Below are 13753 nucleotides of genomic sequence, written 5' to 3'. Positions count from 1 at the left end.
TGCGAAGTAGGACAATTATCGGCTTCACGTCCCAACCAGCGACCTTGCATGGCCTTTCTTGCACTTGGTATCAACCATAAGACTGCCTCGGTAGACGTACGCGAGCGCGTGGCGTTTACGCCAGAGCAGCTGGTCGACGCCCTGCAGCAGCTCTGCCGACTGACCGCCAGCCGCGAGGCGGCGATCCTGTCGACCTGCAACCGCAGCGAGCTTTATATCGAGCAGGACCACCTTGCCGCCGACGCCGTGCTGCAATGGCTGGCCGACTATCACCAACTGAGCCTGGATGAACTGCGTGCCAGCGCCTACGTCCATGAAGAGCATGATGCAGTCAAGCACATGATGCGCGTGGCCTCGGGCCTGGACTCGCTGGTGCTGGGCGAGCCGCAGATCCTCGGCCAGATGAAGTCCGCCTACGCCGTGGCGCGCGAGGCCGGCACCGTCGGGCCGCTGCTCGGTCGGTTGTTCCAGGCCACCTTCAGCGCCGCCAAGCAAGTGCGCACCGATACCGCAATCGGCGAGAACCCGGTGTCGGTGGCGTTCGCTGCAGTGAGCCTGGCCAAGCAGATCTTCTCCGACCTGGGCCGCAGCCAGGCGCTGCTGATCGGCGCGGGCGAAACCATTACCCTGGTGGCCCGCCACCTGCACGAGCAGGGCGTGCGTCGCATCGTGGTGGCTAACCGTACGCTGGAGCGTGCGAGCATCCTTGCCGAGCAGTTCGGTGCCCATGCGGTGCTGCTGGCGGATATCCCGCAAGAGTTGGCCAACAGCGATATCGTCATCAGCTCCACCGCCAGCCAGTTGCCGATTCTGGGCAAGGGCGCGGTGGAGAGCGCGCTGAAGCAGCGTCGGCACAAGCCGATTTTCATGGTCGACATCGCCGTGCCGCGCGACATCGAGCCGCAGGTGGGTGAGCTGGACGACGTGTACCTGTATACCGTCGACGACCTCCATGAAGTGGTTGCGGAAAACCTCAAGAGTCGTCAGGGCGCGGCCCAGGCTGCCGAAGAGCTGGTTTCGGCCGGTGCCGACGATTTCATGGTGCGCCTGCGTGAGCTGGCGGCGGTGGATGTGCTCAAGGCCTACCGCCAGCAGAGCGAACGCCTGCGCGATGAAGAATTGCAAAAAGCCCTGCGCTTGCTGGGCAATGGCGGTAACCCCGAGGAGGTGCTGATGCAGCTGGCCCGGGGCCTGACCAACAAACTGCTGCACGCCCCCAGCGTACAGCTGAAAAAGCTCTCTGCCGAGGGCCGCCTTGATGCGCTGGCCATGGCCCAGGAACTCTTTGCCCTCCACGAGGGCTCGACGGACAAATTCCCGCAATGAAAGCGTCGCTGCTGAACAAACTGGACACGCTCCAGGATCGCTTCGAGGAACTCACCGCCTTGCTCGGTGACGCCGAAGTCATTTCCGACCAGACCCGCTTTCGCGCCTATTCCCGCGAGTACGCCGAAGTGGAGCCGGTCATCACTGCTTATAAAGAGTGGCGCAAGGTCCAGGATGACCTCGAAGGTGCCCAGGCGCTGCTCAAGGACGCCGACCCGGACTTGCGCGAGATGGCGGTAGAGGAGGTGCGCGAGGCCAAGGAGTTGCTGGTCGGCCTGGAGTCGCAGCTACAGCGCATGCTGCTGCCCAAGGACCCCAACGATGGGCGCAACGTGTTCCTCGAAATACGCGCCGGGACCGGTGGCGACGAGGCGGCGATCTTCTCCGGCGATTTGTTCCGCATGTATTCGCGCTACGCCGAAAAGCGTGGCTGGCGCCTGGAAATCCTCTCGGAGAACGAGGGCGAGCATGGCGGCTACAAGGAAATCATCGCCCGCGTCGAGGGTGAGAGCGTGTACGGCAAGCTCAAGTTCGAGTCCGGGGCGCATCGCGTGCAGCGTGTGCCTGAGACCGAGTCTCAAGGGCGTATCCACACCTCGGCCTGTACCGTGGCGGTGCTGCCTGAGCCTGACGAGCACGTGGCGATCGAGATCAACCCAGCGGACCTGCGCGTGGACACCTACCGCGCCTCCGGCGCTGGCGGCCAGCACGTCAACAAGACCGACTCGGCGATTCGTATCACCCACTTGCCTACCGGCATCGTGGTCGAGTGCCAGGAAGAGCGGTCGCAGCACAAGAACCGCGCACGTGCCATGTCCTGGCTGTCGGCCAAACTCAACGACATGCAGACCAGCGCCGCGCAAAGCGCCATTGCCAGCGAGCGTAAGTTGCTGGTGGGCTCGGGTGATCGCTCCGAGCGCATCCGCACCTACAACTACCCACAGGGTCGGGTCACGGACCATCGCATCAACCTCACCCTGTATTCCCTGGACGATATCCTGGCCGGTGGCGTAGAGGCGGTGATCGAGCCTTTGTTGGCCGAATACCAGGCCGATCAGCTGGCCGCGCTGGGGGATTGAAATGACCATCATCGCCAGCCTGCTGCGCAACGCGCAGCTGCCCCAGTCGCCGACCGAGCGCCTGGACGCCGAACTGCTGTTGGCTGCGGCACTGGGTAAGTCGCGCAGTTACCTGCACACCTGGCCCGAGCGCATCGTCAGCCGAGAGGCGGCCGAAACCTTCGAAGGTTTTCTGGATCGTCGGCGTGGCGGTGAACCGGTGGCCTACATCCTCGGTCAGCAGGGCTTCTGGAAGCTCGATCTGGAAGTGGCGCCACACACGTTGATTCCGCGCCCAGACACTGAGCTGCTGGTGGAAACGGCCTTGCAGTTGGTGCCTGCCACGCCTGCGCGAGTGCTCGACCTGGGCACCGGCACGGGCGCTATTGCCCTGGCCTTGGCCAGTGAGCGTCCGGCATGGCAGGTGAGCGCCGTGGACCGTATAGAAGAGGCCGTAGCCTTGGCCGAGCGTAATCGCCAACGCCTGGGGCTGGGCAATGTGCAGGTGCGCATGAGCCACTGGTATGACGCCTTGGCCTGTGAGCGCTTCGATGTGATCCTCAGCAATCCTCCGTATATCCGGGCTGACGACCCGCATCTGGTGGCTGGCGATGTACGCTTCGAGCCCAGCAGCGCCCTGGTTGCCGGCGAAGACGGCCTCGATGACCTGCGGGTGATCGTCGCCCAAGCTGCGCAGCACCTGTTGCCTGGTGGCTGGCTGCTGCTCGAGCATGGCTACGACCAGGCCCCGACGGTGCGCGAGTTGCTGGTTGCCGGTGGCTTCGTCGAGGTTAGCAGCCGGGTCGACCTCGGTGGTCATGAGCGTGTCAGCCTGGGACGCCGGCCATGCTGAGCGATGCGGAGCTGCTGCGCTATAGCCGACAAATCCTGTTGTCGCAGGTGGATATTGATGGTCAGTTGCGCCTGAAACACGGCAAGGCCTTGGTCATCGGGCTCGGAGGCCTGGGCTCGCCTGTGGCGTTGTACCTGGCGGCGGCGGGCGTCGGCGAGCTGCACTTGGCGGACTTCGACACCGTTGACCTGACTAACCTGCAACGCCAGATCATCCATGACAGCGACAGCGTTGGGATGAGCAAAGTGGATTCGGCGATTCAGCGGCTAAAGGCGATCAACCCAGAGATCGGCTTGATCGCCTACCGCGAGGCGCTGGATGAAGATTCCCTGGCCGGCGCAGTCGCCGCAGTGGACGTGGTTCTGGACTGCTCCGACAACTTCGGCACGCGCGAGGCGGTCAACGCCGCGTGCGTGGTCGCCGCCAAACCCTTGGTCAGCGGCGCGGCGATCCGCCTCGAAGGCCAGTTGTCGGTGTTCGATACCCGCCGCGACACAAGCCCCTGTTACCACTGTCTGTACGGGCATGGCACCGAGGCCGAGCTGACCTGCAGCGAGGCCGGTGTGATCGGCCCGCTGGTTGGTCTGGTGGGCAGCTTGCAGGCGTTGGAAGCACTCAAGCTGCTGGCCGGATTCGGCGAGCCGCTGGTCGGCCGCCTGCTGCTGATCGACGCCTTGAGTACGCGCTTGCGTGAGTTGCGCGTCAAGCGTGACCCGGCCTGCGCAGTGTGCGCGAACCGCCATGGCTGAGCGCGCGGCGCCGATTGGCGTGATGGACTCGGGGGTCGGCGGCTTGTCCGTGCTTGCCGAGATCCAGCGCCTGCTGCCCAGTGAATCGCTGTTGTACGTGGCCGATAGCGGCCATGTTCCCTATGGCGAAAAATCCCCCGACTACATTCGCCAGCGCCTGCGCCACATTGCTGGGTTTTTTCGTGAGCAGGGCGCCAAAGCCATGGTGCTGGCGTGCAACACCGCCACCGTGGCGGCGGTCGCTGACCTTCGCGAACGCTACCCGCACTGGCCGTTGGTGGGTATGGAGCCTGCGGTCAAGCCGGCGGCGGCGGCTACCCGTTCTGGCGTGGTCGGCGTGCTGGCCACCACGGGCACGCTGCAGAGCGCCAAGTTCGCAGCTCTGCTCGACCGCTTCGCCAACGATGTGCAGGTCGTGACCCAGCCATGCCCGGGGCTGGTGGAGTGCATCGAGGGCGGCGACCTGGACAGCCCAGCCGTGCGCCAATTGCTGGCGGGCTATGTCCAGCCGTTGCTGGCAGCGGGGTGCGACACCTTGATCCTGGGGTGCACGCACTATCCCTTCCTGCGCCCACTGCTGGCCGGTATGGTTCCAGTGCAGGTGGCGATCATCGACACTGGCGCGGCGGTAGCGCGCCAGTTGCAACGCCTGCTGGATGCGCGCGACCTGTTGGCTGCCGGACCCGCCCAGGACACGCGCTTCTGGAGCAGCGGCGAGCCTGAGCGCCTGCACGCCATATTGCCGCTCCTGTGGAATCGAGCCGACAGCGTTCAACGTCTCCCGATGTAAAAAGCGCGTGGAGCAACGCCGAAATCATTGTAGGCATGGTGCACCGCATGCCGTTGTAAACGGGCCGATTAGCGTAAGGCGGCCGCCTGGTTTCAGTTCGGCAACGGCCAGAGGCTGTCCGTATTGAGTACTTCAAGCACCAACTCACGCTCGCGCACGTCCAGGCGTGCGACCAGCTCCTGGGCCGTGCGCTGTGGGTCCCAGTCTTCTGGCATGGCCAGCGGCAACGGGCTCTTGAGTGGTTGCGGCGCCACCACGGTCAGGTCGATCTTTAGGACGCTGAGCGCCGGACGCTGTTCGCGTAACCAATGGTGCAGGCTGTTGCAGGCTGTGGTCGGTTGGTTGGGGTTGTACAGCTGTTGCGCGGCATGACGGCTGAGCACCGCCATCACCTGCGGCCTGTTTCCTGCCTTGAGCAAGCCCAACGCCGCGCCGAGGCAGTGTTCGCTGGCCTGCAGGTTACTGGTGACGATCGTGTCGAACAGCCGGTCAACGCCAAGGCTTGCGTCAAGATAGTCGCAAGTGCCGGCGTTGATGATCAATGTGTCGAGTGTCCCCCAGGCCTCTTGCAAGCGCTGGCCAGCGGCCTGTGCCTGTTCGGCCTTGTGCAACGCGCCCGGCAGGCGCAACAGCTGCTTACCAAAGCGTTGGTTCAATTGATCAAGCTGCTGGCTCTCCCGGCCACTGGCGGCGACTCGGTGGCCCTGTTCGAGCAGCCGTTCGACCAGTGCCACGCCAAGCCCGGAACTTGCCCCTGTCACCCAGATACTACGTCGCGTATTCACGTTTATGCCTCTGACCTGTCAGCCCGACAGACCACTTGTGCCCAGGCGTGCCGACGACTACGTTCGGGATCAATTATCGAGTAGCAACATTATAGAGTTGTATCAAATAGTCACGAGGAGTTCGGCGGGCTGTACACAGTTCTGTGTTACATGGCGCAAGTCGAGTATGTAATGGCCAAAAAGCGGTCAGCACGGGCAGGGCTGCGCCCGCCCAGCATGCAAATGCGGGGATAGAGTGGGGCGCATCGCGCTTGTGCGGTCTTGGCCTGCTAGCCGAGAGGGTGACCTGCATTTTGCGCGATGCGCTTTGAGTCGTCAGCGCTAGAGGTTCTTGAAAGCGTCCAGTGCGCGTTGGCGCGTGCTGTCGAGGTCCACCAAGGGCGCAGCGTAGGGGGCGGCATCGAACAGACCCGAGGGCCTCTTGGGGGCGTGGATGGTTTTCGCATCCAGGTGCCGCAGCTCAGGTATCCAATGCCGGATGAACTGCCCATGTGGGTCGAAACGTTGCGATTGGGTGATCGGGTTGAAGATCCTGAAGTACGGCACCGAGTCGGTCCCTGTGGAGGCGCTCCACTGCCAGCCACCGTTGTTGGCGGCCAGGTCCCCATCGATCAGATGGCGCATGAAGTGCCGCTCACCCTCGCGCCAGTCGATCAGCAGGTTCTTGCTCAGAAACATTGCGACGATCATGCGCAGGCGGTTGTGCATCCAGCCAGTGTGCAGCAGTTGGCGCATCGCGGCATCGATGATCGGAAAGCCCGTGCGCCCGTCTTTCCAGGCTTGCAGCTCGTCGGGGGCCTGGCGCCAAGGCAGCGCTTCGGTGTGCGCGCGGAAGGCGCGGTGGCGCGACACCTGTGGATAACCCACCAGGATATGTTTGTAGAACTCGCGCCACAGCAACTCGTTGATCCAGGTTTGTACGCCGGCATTGCCACTGTCGAATTCGCCGTGATTGCGCGCCAATGCTGCGTGCAGGCACTGGCGTGGCGAGATCACGCCGGCTGCCAGGTATGCCGAGAGCTGGCTGGTGCCATCGCGGCCGGGTAGATCGCGCTGTTGCTGGTAGTCTTCGATGCTCGCATCGACGAAATGGGTCAGACGGCGATGCGCTTCGTCTTCGCCGGCTAGCCAATACTCGCGCAGGGCCTGGGGCGGAGCGTCGAAGCCGTCGATGTGTGTGGGAATCGGGTCGCTGGCGATAGCCAGCGGCGCTTGAAGCTGGGCGCGCGGTACCCGCGCCGGTAGGCCCAGGTGCAACTGCTCCAGGCACACCCGCTTGAATTGGCTGAAGACCTGGAAATATTGGCCGCTGCGGGTAAGGATGCTGCCGGGCTTGAACAGTAACTGGTCAAGATAGCCACAGGCGTCGATCCCGTGTTGTTGCAGCAAGCCGGCGGTCGCTTGGTCGCGCTGGGTCTCGTTGACACCGTACTCGTCGTTCCAGTGCACGGCTTCGACGCCATGCTGACGGCACAGTGCGAGTACCGTCTCGGGCACCTGTTGCCAGGTTTCAGTGTGGCGGATCAGCAGCGGGATGTTCAGCTCTCGCAGCGACTGACTCAATTGATGCAGGTTGCGCAGCCAGAAATCTACCTTGCAAGGTGCGTCGTCGTGGGCCTGCCATTGACCGGGGCTGGCGATCCACAGGGCGAGGGTCGGGCCGCGCTGGCAGGCAGCGGCCAAGGCGGTATTGTCATCGATGCGCAGGTCGCTGCGCAGCCAGATCAGTTGCATGGGGCATCCCGCGAGTGGTTGGCTGTCAGGGGTGTAGCAGGCAGCGCAGGGCTGCCGGGGGGGTATCGAAGAATTGCGTCTGGGGCAGCGCCAATTGCTCCAACTCGTTCGCGTGCAGGCTCAACGAGGCCCCGCCGAGCACCTTGGGTACGGTGAGTTCGCGCAGGCTACGCGCCCAGGCGGCGAGGTCCGGGCGGCGCCCCAAATGCAGCAGCACAGCCCGCGGTTGCAGCAGCTCGACCGCTTGGCGCAGTTGGCGCGGTTCTACCGGCGATTCGAGGATCTCCAAAGGCTGGCCGTTACTGCTGAGTAACCACGCGCAGAGCCAGAACTCGGCATCGAACGGAGCCTCGTCGGTGCGCGCAAGTAACACGCAGGGCCCGGCAGAGGAGTGCGTGTCGTGGTACACCCGTGCGCCCAGCTTGCTGCGCAGCCACGTGTTGAAGAACGCTTGCTCCAGCCGCGCATCGAAGTGCGACTGCCAGCGCTGGGACAATGTGTCGAGCAGCGGCAGCATCAGGTACTCGCACACGGTCACTGCCGGGTAAAGCGCCATGGCTTGGTTCAGCAAGTGGTCGAGTGGGCGCTGGGCTAGACGGCTGACTGCATCGATCATGTGGGCGATGCGCTCGGCCCATTCGCCTTCCACCGGGGTACTGGCATGCGCAGCATTGTCCAGCAGCTCGCGCACCTGGCTCACCGCCGCACCGCGTTCGAGCCAACGCAGTACATCATGTACGCGCTGTACCTGGTCGTGGGGGTAGAGCCGATGGCCCTTGGCCGTGCGCTCAGGTTTGATCAGGCCATAGCGGCGTTCCCAGGCGCGCAGGGTGACCGGGTTGACACCGGTCAGCCGGGCCACCTCGCCGATGGGTAGAAGATCGTCAGATGGCATTGCGAAGTCCAAGGTTCTCTGGGTGGGGCTGCAGGTAGGCCTGCTGCATCAGGTAAGGGGTGGGGTGGTTGCGCAGGTGATGCTTGAGCAGGGTCAAGGGCACCACCAGCGGCACCACGCCGCTCTGGTACTGGTCAATGACCTGGCGCAGCTCGGCCTTGTCGCCCTCGTCCAGTGCGTTGCGCAGGTAGCCGCTCAGGTGCTGCAGCACGTTGCCGTGGGTGCCGCGGCTGGCACAGCGGCGCAATGCCTGCATCAGCTGACTGAAGTACTGCGGGCCGAACTGCTGTGGGTCGTCGTCGCGGGTCATGTTGCCCAGCAGCTTGCCCAAGGCGCGGTAGGCCTGGGGGTTATGCGCCATCAGCAGGTACTTGTAGCGTGAGTGGAAACGGATCAGAGCGCCGCGACTCAGTCCCTGGCGCAGCAGTTGTTGCCAGTCGGCATAGGCGTACACGCGGTTGATGAAGTTCTCCCGCAGCACCGGATCGTGCAGGCGGCCTTCTTCTTCGACCGGCAGGTCCGGGCGGGCCCGGCAAAATGCCTCGGCATACACGCCGCGTGCGCCTTGACGCGCTGGGTAGCCATTTTCCTGGTACACCTTGACCCGTTCGAGGCCGCAGGAGGGCGATTTCTGCATGAAGACATACCCACAGATGTCGCCGAGCTCGCCGGCCATCTGTTCGCCGTAAGCGCGTAGCGGGCCCGAAAAGTCGGTGCTGCCGTTATGCGTGCCGGTCACCGCAGGACGTTCAGGATCGCCCACCAGGCGAATCGGTTCACGCGGTATGCCGAGGCCTATGGCGACTTCGGGGCACACCGGCACCCAGTCGAAGTGCTCGCCCAGCAGCTCATGGCACAGGTCGGAGTGCTTGTGCCCGGCGTTGTATCGCACGTCCATGCCTGTGAGGCAGGCGCTAATGGCTAGGCGTGGCTTGTGGCCGGCAGTGGAAGCGTTCATCACGATCTCCGAAATTGACTTGTACAGCTAGCAACCAATGTACAAGTCAATTTCAGCACAAAAATAAACTTATACAAATAGTGATTTGTGTATAAGTTCTCTGCCACTACTCCAAGTGTTCCAGCAGACGCCTTGCTGCTTCCTGGCCGCTGAGCCAGGCACCCTCCACTCGGCCCGACAGGCACCAGTCACCACAGGCGTAAAGGCCCAGGTCGGCATCGGCCAGTGCACCCCACTCGTGATTGCCTGCGGGGCGCGCGTACAGCCAGCGATGGGCGAGTGCGAAAGCCGGCGGTGGAACGACGCAGCCGACCAGTTCGGCGAACTCGCCGCGCAATAGCTCGATTACCTCTTCCTTGGGCAGGTCCAGGTGCTGCTTGCTCCAGTTGGAAGTGGCGTGCAGCACCCAGGTGTCGAGCTGTTCATCGCGGCCTGGCTTGCTGCGGTTGCGGGCCAGCCAGTCGAGCGGGTTGTCCTGCACGAAACAGCCCTGCATTGGGGTTTCCAAAGGCGGCTCGAAGCCCAGGGCAATCGCCCAGGTAGGTTCCATCTGCACGCCCGCGGCTACAGCGGCTAGCTTGGGCGCGGCCGCCAGCAGCGGTGTGGCCTGAGGGGCTGGCACGGCGATCACCACCCGGCTGAACGGTCCATGGCTGCAACCTTCGGTGTCTTGCAAGTGCCAATACTGCTTGCCACGGAACACTTCGGCGATGCGGCAGCCGAAATTCACCGTGACGTCCTTGAGCAGACCACGGGTGATGGCGCTCATGCGGGGTACGCCCACCCAGCGGATTTGTTCATCAGGGGAGGGGCTCAGGGCACCGTCGCGGTAGTTGTACAGCTGCGGCTTCCATTGCGCCGTCCAGCCGGCGGCCACCCACTGCTGCACCTGCTCGACGAAGCGTCGATCACGCGCGGTGAAGTACTGAGCCCCAAGATCAAGGGCGCCGGCGTCGCTGCGCTTGCTGGCCATGCGTCCGCCACTGCCGTGGCCTTTGTCGAACAGGTGGACGGAGTGCCCGGCCTTTTGCAAGGCCTGGGCGGCTGACAGGCCGGCGATTCCGGCCCCGATGATGGCAATAGGTACTGTCATGATGGCCTCTTCGAACCTTGCTGTGTGCAGCTTACGCTGCCAGGCAAACCTGTACAATGCAGAAAAACTGTATAAGTATATGCTGCTCTGTGGTGCAGGGTCGCCTATGGTTTATCCGAGAGCGTTCGGTCAAAAAAGTGCCTTGATCTTAAAAATAGACCACGGCCGCCAACTGTGAGGACACAGCCATGCATATCTTGCTGACCGGCGGTACGGGACTGATCGGCCGCCACCTGTGCCAGTTGTGGCGCGGACAGGGCCATCGCCTGACTGTCTGGAGCCGTACCCCTGAGGCCGTGCCGGCGGTGTGTGGCACGGGTGTGCGCGGCATCGCGCGCTTGAATGAAATTGACCCGGACGATCCGGTGGATGCCGTAGTCAATCTGGCCGGTGCACCGATCGCTGATCGTCATTGGACCGCCGCGCGCCGGTCCCTCTTGTGGACCAGCCGAATCACCCTCACTGAGCAGTTGCTGGCCTGGATCGGGCACCGTGAGCAGCGTCCTGAGGTGCTGATTTCGGGCTCGGCCGTGGGCTGGTACGGTGATGGTGGCGAGCGCGAGTTGACCGAGGCCTCGCCGCCGGTGAAAGAGGATTTTGCCAGCCAGCTGTGCATCGCCTGGGAAGAAACCGCCAGTCGTGGCCAGACATTGGGTATACGCGTGGCGCTGGTGCGCACCGGCTTGGTGTTGGCGCATGACGGCGGCTTTTTGTCGCGCCTGCGCGTGCCCTTCAAGCTCGGGCTGGGCGGGCCGTTGGGCGATGGTCGGCAATGGATGCCGTGGGTGCATATCGACGATCAGATCGCCCTGATTGATTTTCTCTTGCAGCACAAGGATGCCAGCGGTCCCTATAATGCGTGCGCACCGGAGCCGGTACGCAACCGCAACTTCGCCAAGGCCTTGGGGCGTGCGCTGCATCGCCCGGCTGTGCTGCCAGTGCCGGCGCTTTTGCTCAAGGCCGGGCTGGGTGAGCTTTCGACGCTGCTGCTCGGTGGGCAGCGTGCCCGCCCTGTCCGTTTGCTGGCGGCGGGTTTCACATTCCGCTACAACGATCTGCAATCGGCGCTGGACGAGCTGTCTGGTCGCCTCTGAACATAGGACGCTGCATGACCGATCACGCTTTGCTGCTGGTCAACCTGGGCTCGCCGGCCTCCACGAAGGTGGCCGACGTGCGCCGCTACCTCAACCAGTTCCTCATGGACCCTTACGTGATCGACCTGCCTTGGCCGGTGCGGCGCTTGCTGGTGTCGCTGATCCTGATCAAGCGCCCTGAGCAGTCGGCGCATGCGTATGCCTCGATCTGGTGGGATGAGGGGTCGCCCCTGGTCGTGCTGACCCGTCGCTTGCAAGAGGCTATCAAGGCCCATTGGCCCCACGGCCCGGTTGAGATTGCCATGCGCTATGGCCAGCCGGCGTTGCCCGAGGTACTGGAGCGTCTGGCCACCCAAGGGGTGCGCCAAGTGACCCTCGCGCCCCTGTATCCGCAATTCGCCGACAGCACCGTGACCACTGTTGTGGAGCTGGCCCGGCAGACCATCGCGGCACGCAACCTGCCTCTGCAAACCCGCGTGTTGCAGCCGTTCTATGACCAGCCTGCGTACATCGATGCCTTGGTCGCCAGTGCGCGGCCGTACCTGGATCAAGGCTACGATCATGTGTTGCTGAGTTTCCACGGTTTGCCGGAGCGGCATCTCACCAAGCTCGACCCGACCGGATCGCATTGCTTTAAGAGCGCGAACTGCTGCGAAACCGCGTGCAGCCAAGTACGCAAGGTGTGCTATCGCGCGCAGTGCCTGGCCAGCGCCGAGGCCTTTGCCAAGGCCGCGGGCATTGCGCCTGGCAACTGGTCAGCCGCATTCCAGTCGCGTTTGGGCCGGGCGAAGTGGATCGAGCCTTACACCGAGACGCGCCTGGATGAATTGGCTGCAGCCGGTGTGAAGAAATTGCTCGTGCTGTGCCCGGCATTCGTCGCCGACTGTATCGAGACGCTAGAGGAGATCGGCATGCGTGGTCGCGAGCAGTTCGTCGAGGCTGGTGGCCAGGAACTGGTGCTGGTGCCGTGCTTGAATGATCACCCTGAGTGGGTGAGGGTGTTGGCGGGGATGTGCGAGCAGGCTTGATCGTTGGCTGGCCTGGCGCGGGCCTGCCCGCTGGCACCGGTATCACCCAGGCCGTGAGGGCGGTGAGTACCGGTGCTGGCGGGCGGACCCGCGAAGCGCTCAGGCTAGGGGCGAATCAAGGCAACTGATCGTCCAGCTTCTTGTTCTTCCAGCCATCGTTGCCTGGTAGCAGCAGGTTCAAGGCGATGGCCACCACCGCACACAGCGCGATGCCCTTCAGGCCCCAGTCGTCCGGGCCGTCGCCGCTGCCGATCAGTACGCCGCCGATGCCGAACACCAGGGTCACCGAGACGATTACCAGGTTGCGCGCTTCAGACAGGTCGATCTTGTGACGGATCATGGTGTTCATGCCCACTGCGGCGATGGAGCCGAACAGCAGGCACAGAATGCCACCCATCACCGGGACCGGGATGCTCTGCAGCAGCGCGCCGAACTTGCCAATGAACGCCAGGGTGATGGCGAACACCGCTGCCCAGGTCATGATCTTCGGGTTGTAGTTTTTGGTCAGCATCACCGCACCGGTCACTTCGGCGTAGGTGGTGTTGGGCGGGCCGCCGAACAGGCCGGCGGCAGTGGTGGCCAGGCCGTCGCCGAACAGCGTGCGGTGCAGACCGGGCTTTTTCAGGTAGTCGCGGCCGGTCACGCTACCCACGGCGATCACGCCGCCAATGTGCTCGATCGCCGGGGCCAAGGCCACCGGAACGATGAACAGGATGGCCTGCCAGTTGAACTCAGGCGCGGTGAACTTCGGCAGTTCGAGCCATGGCGCGGCGGCGATCTTGGCGGTGTCGACCACACCAAAGGCGAACGATAGGGCAAAGCCCACCAGTACGCCGGCGATGATTGGCACCAGGCGGAAAATACCCTTGCCGAACACCGCGACCACCAGCGTGGTCAGCAAGGCCGGCATCGAAATCAGCATGGCGGTCTTGTAAGGCAGCAGCACGCTGCCATCGCCAGCCTTGCCCATGGCCATGTTGGCGGCGATCGGTGCCATGGCCAGGCCGATTGAGATGATCACCGGGCCGATCACGACCGGCGGCAGCATACGGTCGATGAACCCTGTGCCCTTGATTTTCACCATCAGGCCCATGAAGGTATACACGAACCCGGCGGCCATTACCCCACCCATGGTCGCTGCCAGGCCGAACTGGCCCTTGGCGAGGATGATCGGGGTGATGAAGGCAAAGCTCGAGGCGAGGAACACCGGCACCTGACGCCCTGTGACCAGCTGGAACAGCAGGGTGCCGAGGCCGGCGGTGAACAACGCCACGTTTGGGTCGAGGCCGGTGATCAGTGGCATCAGCACCAGCGCGCCGAATGCCACGAAAAGCATCTGTGCGCCCGAGACGACCTGGCGCCAAAGCGGGTCGTTGAAGCCGTCCTGCAT

General features: G+C 63.8%; 13 protein-coding genes. 7 read left to right on the top strand and 6 right to left on the bottom strand.

Going from position 1 to position 13753, the window contains the following annotated elements; translation table 11 throughout:
- Window positions 1-48: 48 nt before the first annotated feature.
- The 5 genes from hemA to murI are packed head-to-tail and all read left to right on the top strand — an operon-like array spanning window position 49 to window position 4776.
- Window positions 49-1326, top strand: coding sequence for a glutamyl-tRNA reductase (gene hemA / locus ACNFIC_RS07305; protein ID WP_138219007.1), 1278 nt, complete (start codon window positions 49-51; stop codon window positions 1324-1326).
- Entirely contained in the window at window positions 1323-2405 is a 1083-nt protein-coding gene (gene prfA / locus ACNFIC_RS07300; RefSeq protein WP_138219006.1) for a peptide chain release factor 1, read from the top strand. The genes hemA and prfA overlap by 4 nt, the downstream gene beginning before the upstream one ends.
- 1 nt (window position 2406) lies before the next feature.
- On the top strand, window positions 2407-3237 hold the full coding sequence (gene prmC / locus ACNFIC_RS07295) for a peptide chain release factor N(5)-glutamine methyltransferase (RefSeq protein WP_416780555.1): 831 nt from the start codon (window positions 2407-2409) through the stop codon (window positions 3235-3237).
- Window positions 3231-3986, top strand: coding sequence for a molybdopterin-synthase adenylyltransferase MoeB (locus tag ACNFIC_RS07290; protein WP_416780553.1), 756 nt, complete (start codon window positions 3231-3233; stop codon window positions 3984-3986). The genes prmC and ACNFIC_RS07290 overlap by 7 nt, the downstream gene beginning before the upstream one ends.
- Window positions 3979-4776, top strand: a complete 798-nt coding sequence (murI, locus tag ACNFIC_RS07285) for a glutamate racemase (protein ID WP_416780551.1) — start codon at window positions 3979-3981, stop codon at window positions 4774-4776. The genes ACNFIC_RS07290 and murI overlap by 8 nt, the downstream gene beginning before the upstream one ends.
- A 92-nt stretch (window positions 4777-4868) precedes the next feature.
- Here the strand turns inward: murI and ACNFIC_RS07280 are convergent, their stop codons facing one another.
- The 5 genes from ACNFIC_RS07280 to ACNFIC_RS07260 form a co-directional block, all read right to left on the bottom strand.
- Window positions 4869-5561, bottom strand: coding sequence for an SDR family oxidoreductase (locus ACNFIC_RS07280; protein ID WP_416780549.1), 693 nt, complete (start codon window positions 5559-5561; stop codon window positions 4869-4871).
- A 321-nt stretch (window positions 5562-5882) separates the two neighbouring features.
- On the bottom strand, window positions 5883-7295 hold the full coding sequence (gene phrB, locus ACNFIC_RS07275; protein ID WP_416780547.1) for a deoxyribodipyrimidine photo-lyase: 1413 nt from the start codon (window positions 7293-7295) through the stop codon (window positions 5883-5885).
- A gap of 25 nt (window positions 7296-7320) precedes the next feature.
- Window positions 7321-8190, bottom strand: a complete 870-nt coding sequence (locus ACNFIC_RS07270) for a MerR family transcriptional regulator (RefSeq protein ID WP_138219000.1) — start codon at window positions 8188-8190, stop codon at window positions 7321-7323.
- Entirely contained in the window at window positions 8180-9148 is a 969-nt protein-coding gene (locus ACNFIC_RS07265) for a DUF523 and DUF1722 domain-containing protein (protein ID WP_416780545.1), read from the bottom strand. The genes ACNFIC_RS07270 and ACNFIC_RS07265 overlap by 11 nt, the downstream gene beginning before the upstream one ends.
- 106 nt (window positions 9149-9254) lie before the next feature.
- A complete protein-coding gene (locus ACNFIC_RS07260) occupies window positions 9255-10241 on the bottom strand; it encodes an NAD(P)/FAD-dependent oxidoreductase (protein WP_138218998.1) in 987 nt (328 codons plus the stop codon).
- Between the two features lie 188 nt (window positions 10242-10429).
- Here ACNFIC_RS07260 and ACNFIC_RS07255 point away from each other — a divergent pair, with 188 nt between their 5' ends.
- On the top strand, window positions 10430-11335 hold the full coding sequence (locus tag ACNFIC_RS07255) for a TIGR01777 family oxidoreductase (protein WP_138218997.1): 906 nt from the start codon (window positions 10430-10432) through the stop codon (window positions 11333-11335).
- A gap of 14 nt (window positions 11336-11349) precedes the next feature.
- Window positions 11350-12363, top strand: a complete 1014-nt coding sequence (hemH, locus tag ACNFIC_RS07250) for a ferrochelatase (RefSeq protein ID WP_416780542.1) — start codon at window positions 11350-11352, stop codon at window positions 12361-12363.
- Window positions 12364-12478: 115 nt separating this feature from the next.
- Here the strand turns inward: hemH and ACNFIC_RS07245 are convergent, their stop codons facing one another.
- Window positions 12479-13753, bottom strand: coding sequence for a uracil-xanthine permease family protein (locus ACNFIC_RS07245; RefSeq protein ID WP_138218995.1), 1275 nt, complete (start codon window positions 13751-13753; stop codon window positions 12479-12481).

This window comes from Pseudomonas sp. NY15463 (assembly GCF_048068415.1).
In the GTDB taxonomy this organism is placed as follows: domain Bacteria; phylum Pseudomonadota; class Gammaproteobacteria; order Pseudomonadales; family Pseudomonadaceae; genus Aquipseudomonas; species Aquipseudomonas mosselii_C.
Note: the sequence above shows the minus strand (reverse complement) of the source record. Positions and strands in the feature narration are given on the sequence as shown.

Bases quoted from the DNA above. Each gene is read 5' to 3' on its own strand.
- ACNFIC_RS07255 (WP_138218997.1), top strand. From the start codon at position 10,430: ATGCATATCTTGCTGACCGGCGGTACGGGACTGATCGGCCGCCACCTG.
- ACNFIC_RS07270 (WP_138219000.1), bottom strand. From the start codon at position 8,190: ATGCCATCTGACGATCTTCTACCCATCGGCGAGGTGGCCCGGCTGACC.
- ACNFIC_RS07265 (WP_416780545.1), bottom strand. From the start codon at position 9,148: ATGAACGCTTCCACTGCCGGCCACAAGCCACGCCTAGCCATTAGCGCC.
- ACNFIC_RS07260 (WP_138218998.1), bottom strand. From the start codon at position 10,241: ATGACAGTACCTATTGCCATCATCGGGGCCGGAATCGCCGGCCTGTCA.
- ACNFIC_RS07290 (WP_416780553.1), top strand. From the start codon at position 3,231: ATGCTGAGCGATGCGGAGCTGCTGCGCTATAGCCGACAAATCCTGTTG.
- ACNFIC_RS07245 (WP_138218995.1), bottom strand. From the start codon at position 13,753: ATGCAGGACGGCTTCAACGACCCGCTTTGGCGCCAGGTCGTCTCGGGC.
- phrB (WP_416780547.1), bottom strand. From the start codon at position 7,295: ATGCAACTGATCTGGCTGCGCAGCGACCTGCGCATCGATGACAATACC.
- hemA (WP_138219007.1), top strand. From the start codon at position 49: ATGGCCTTTCTTGCACTTGGTATCAACCATAAGACTGCCTCGGTAGAC.
- murI (WP_416780551.1), top strand. From the start codon at position 3,979: ATGGCTGAGCGCGCGGCGCCGATTGGCGTGATGGACTCGGGGGTCGGC.
- prmC (WP_416780555.1), top strand. From the start codon at position 2,407: ATGACCATCATCGCCAGCCTGCTGCGCAACGCGCAGCTGCCCCAGTCG.
- prfA (WP_138219006.1), top strand. From the start codon at position 1,323: ATGAAAGCGTCGCTGCTGAACAAACTGGACACGCTCCAGGATCGCTTC.
- hemH (WP_416780542.1), top strand. From the start codon at position 11,350: ATGACCGATCACGCTTTGCTGCTGGTCAACCTGGGCTCGCCGGCCTCC.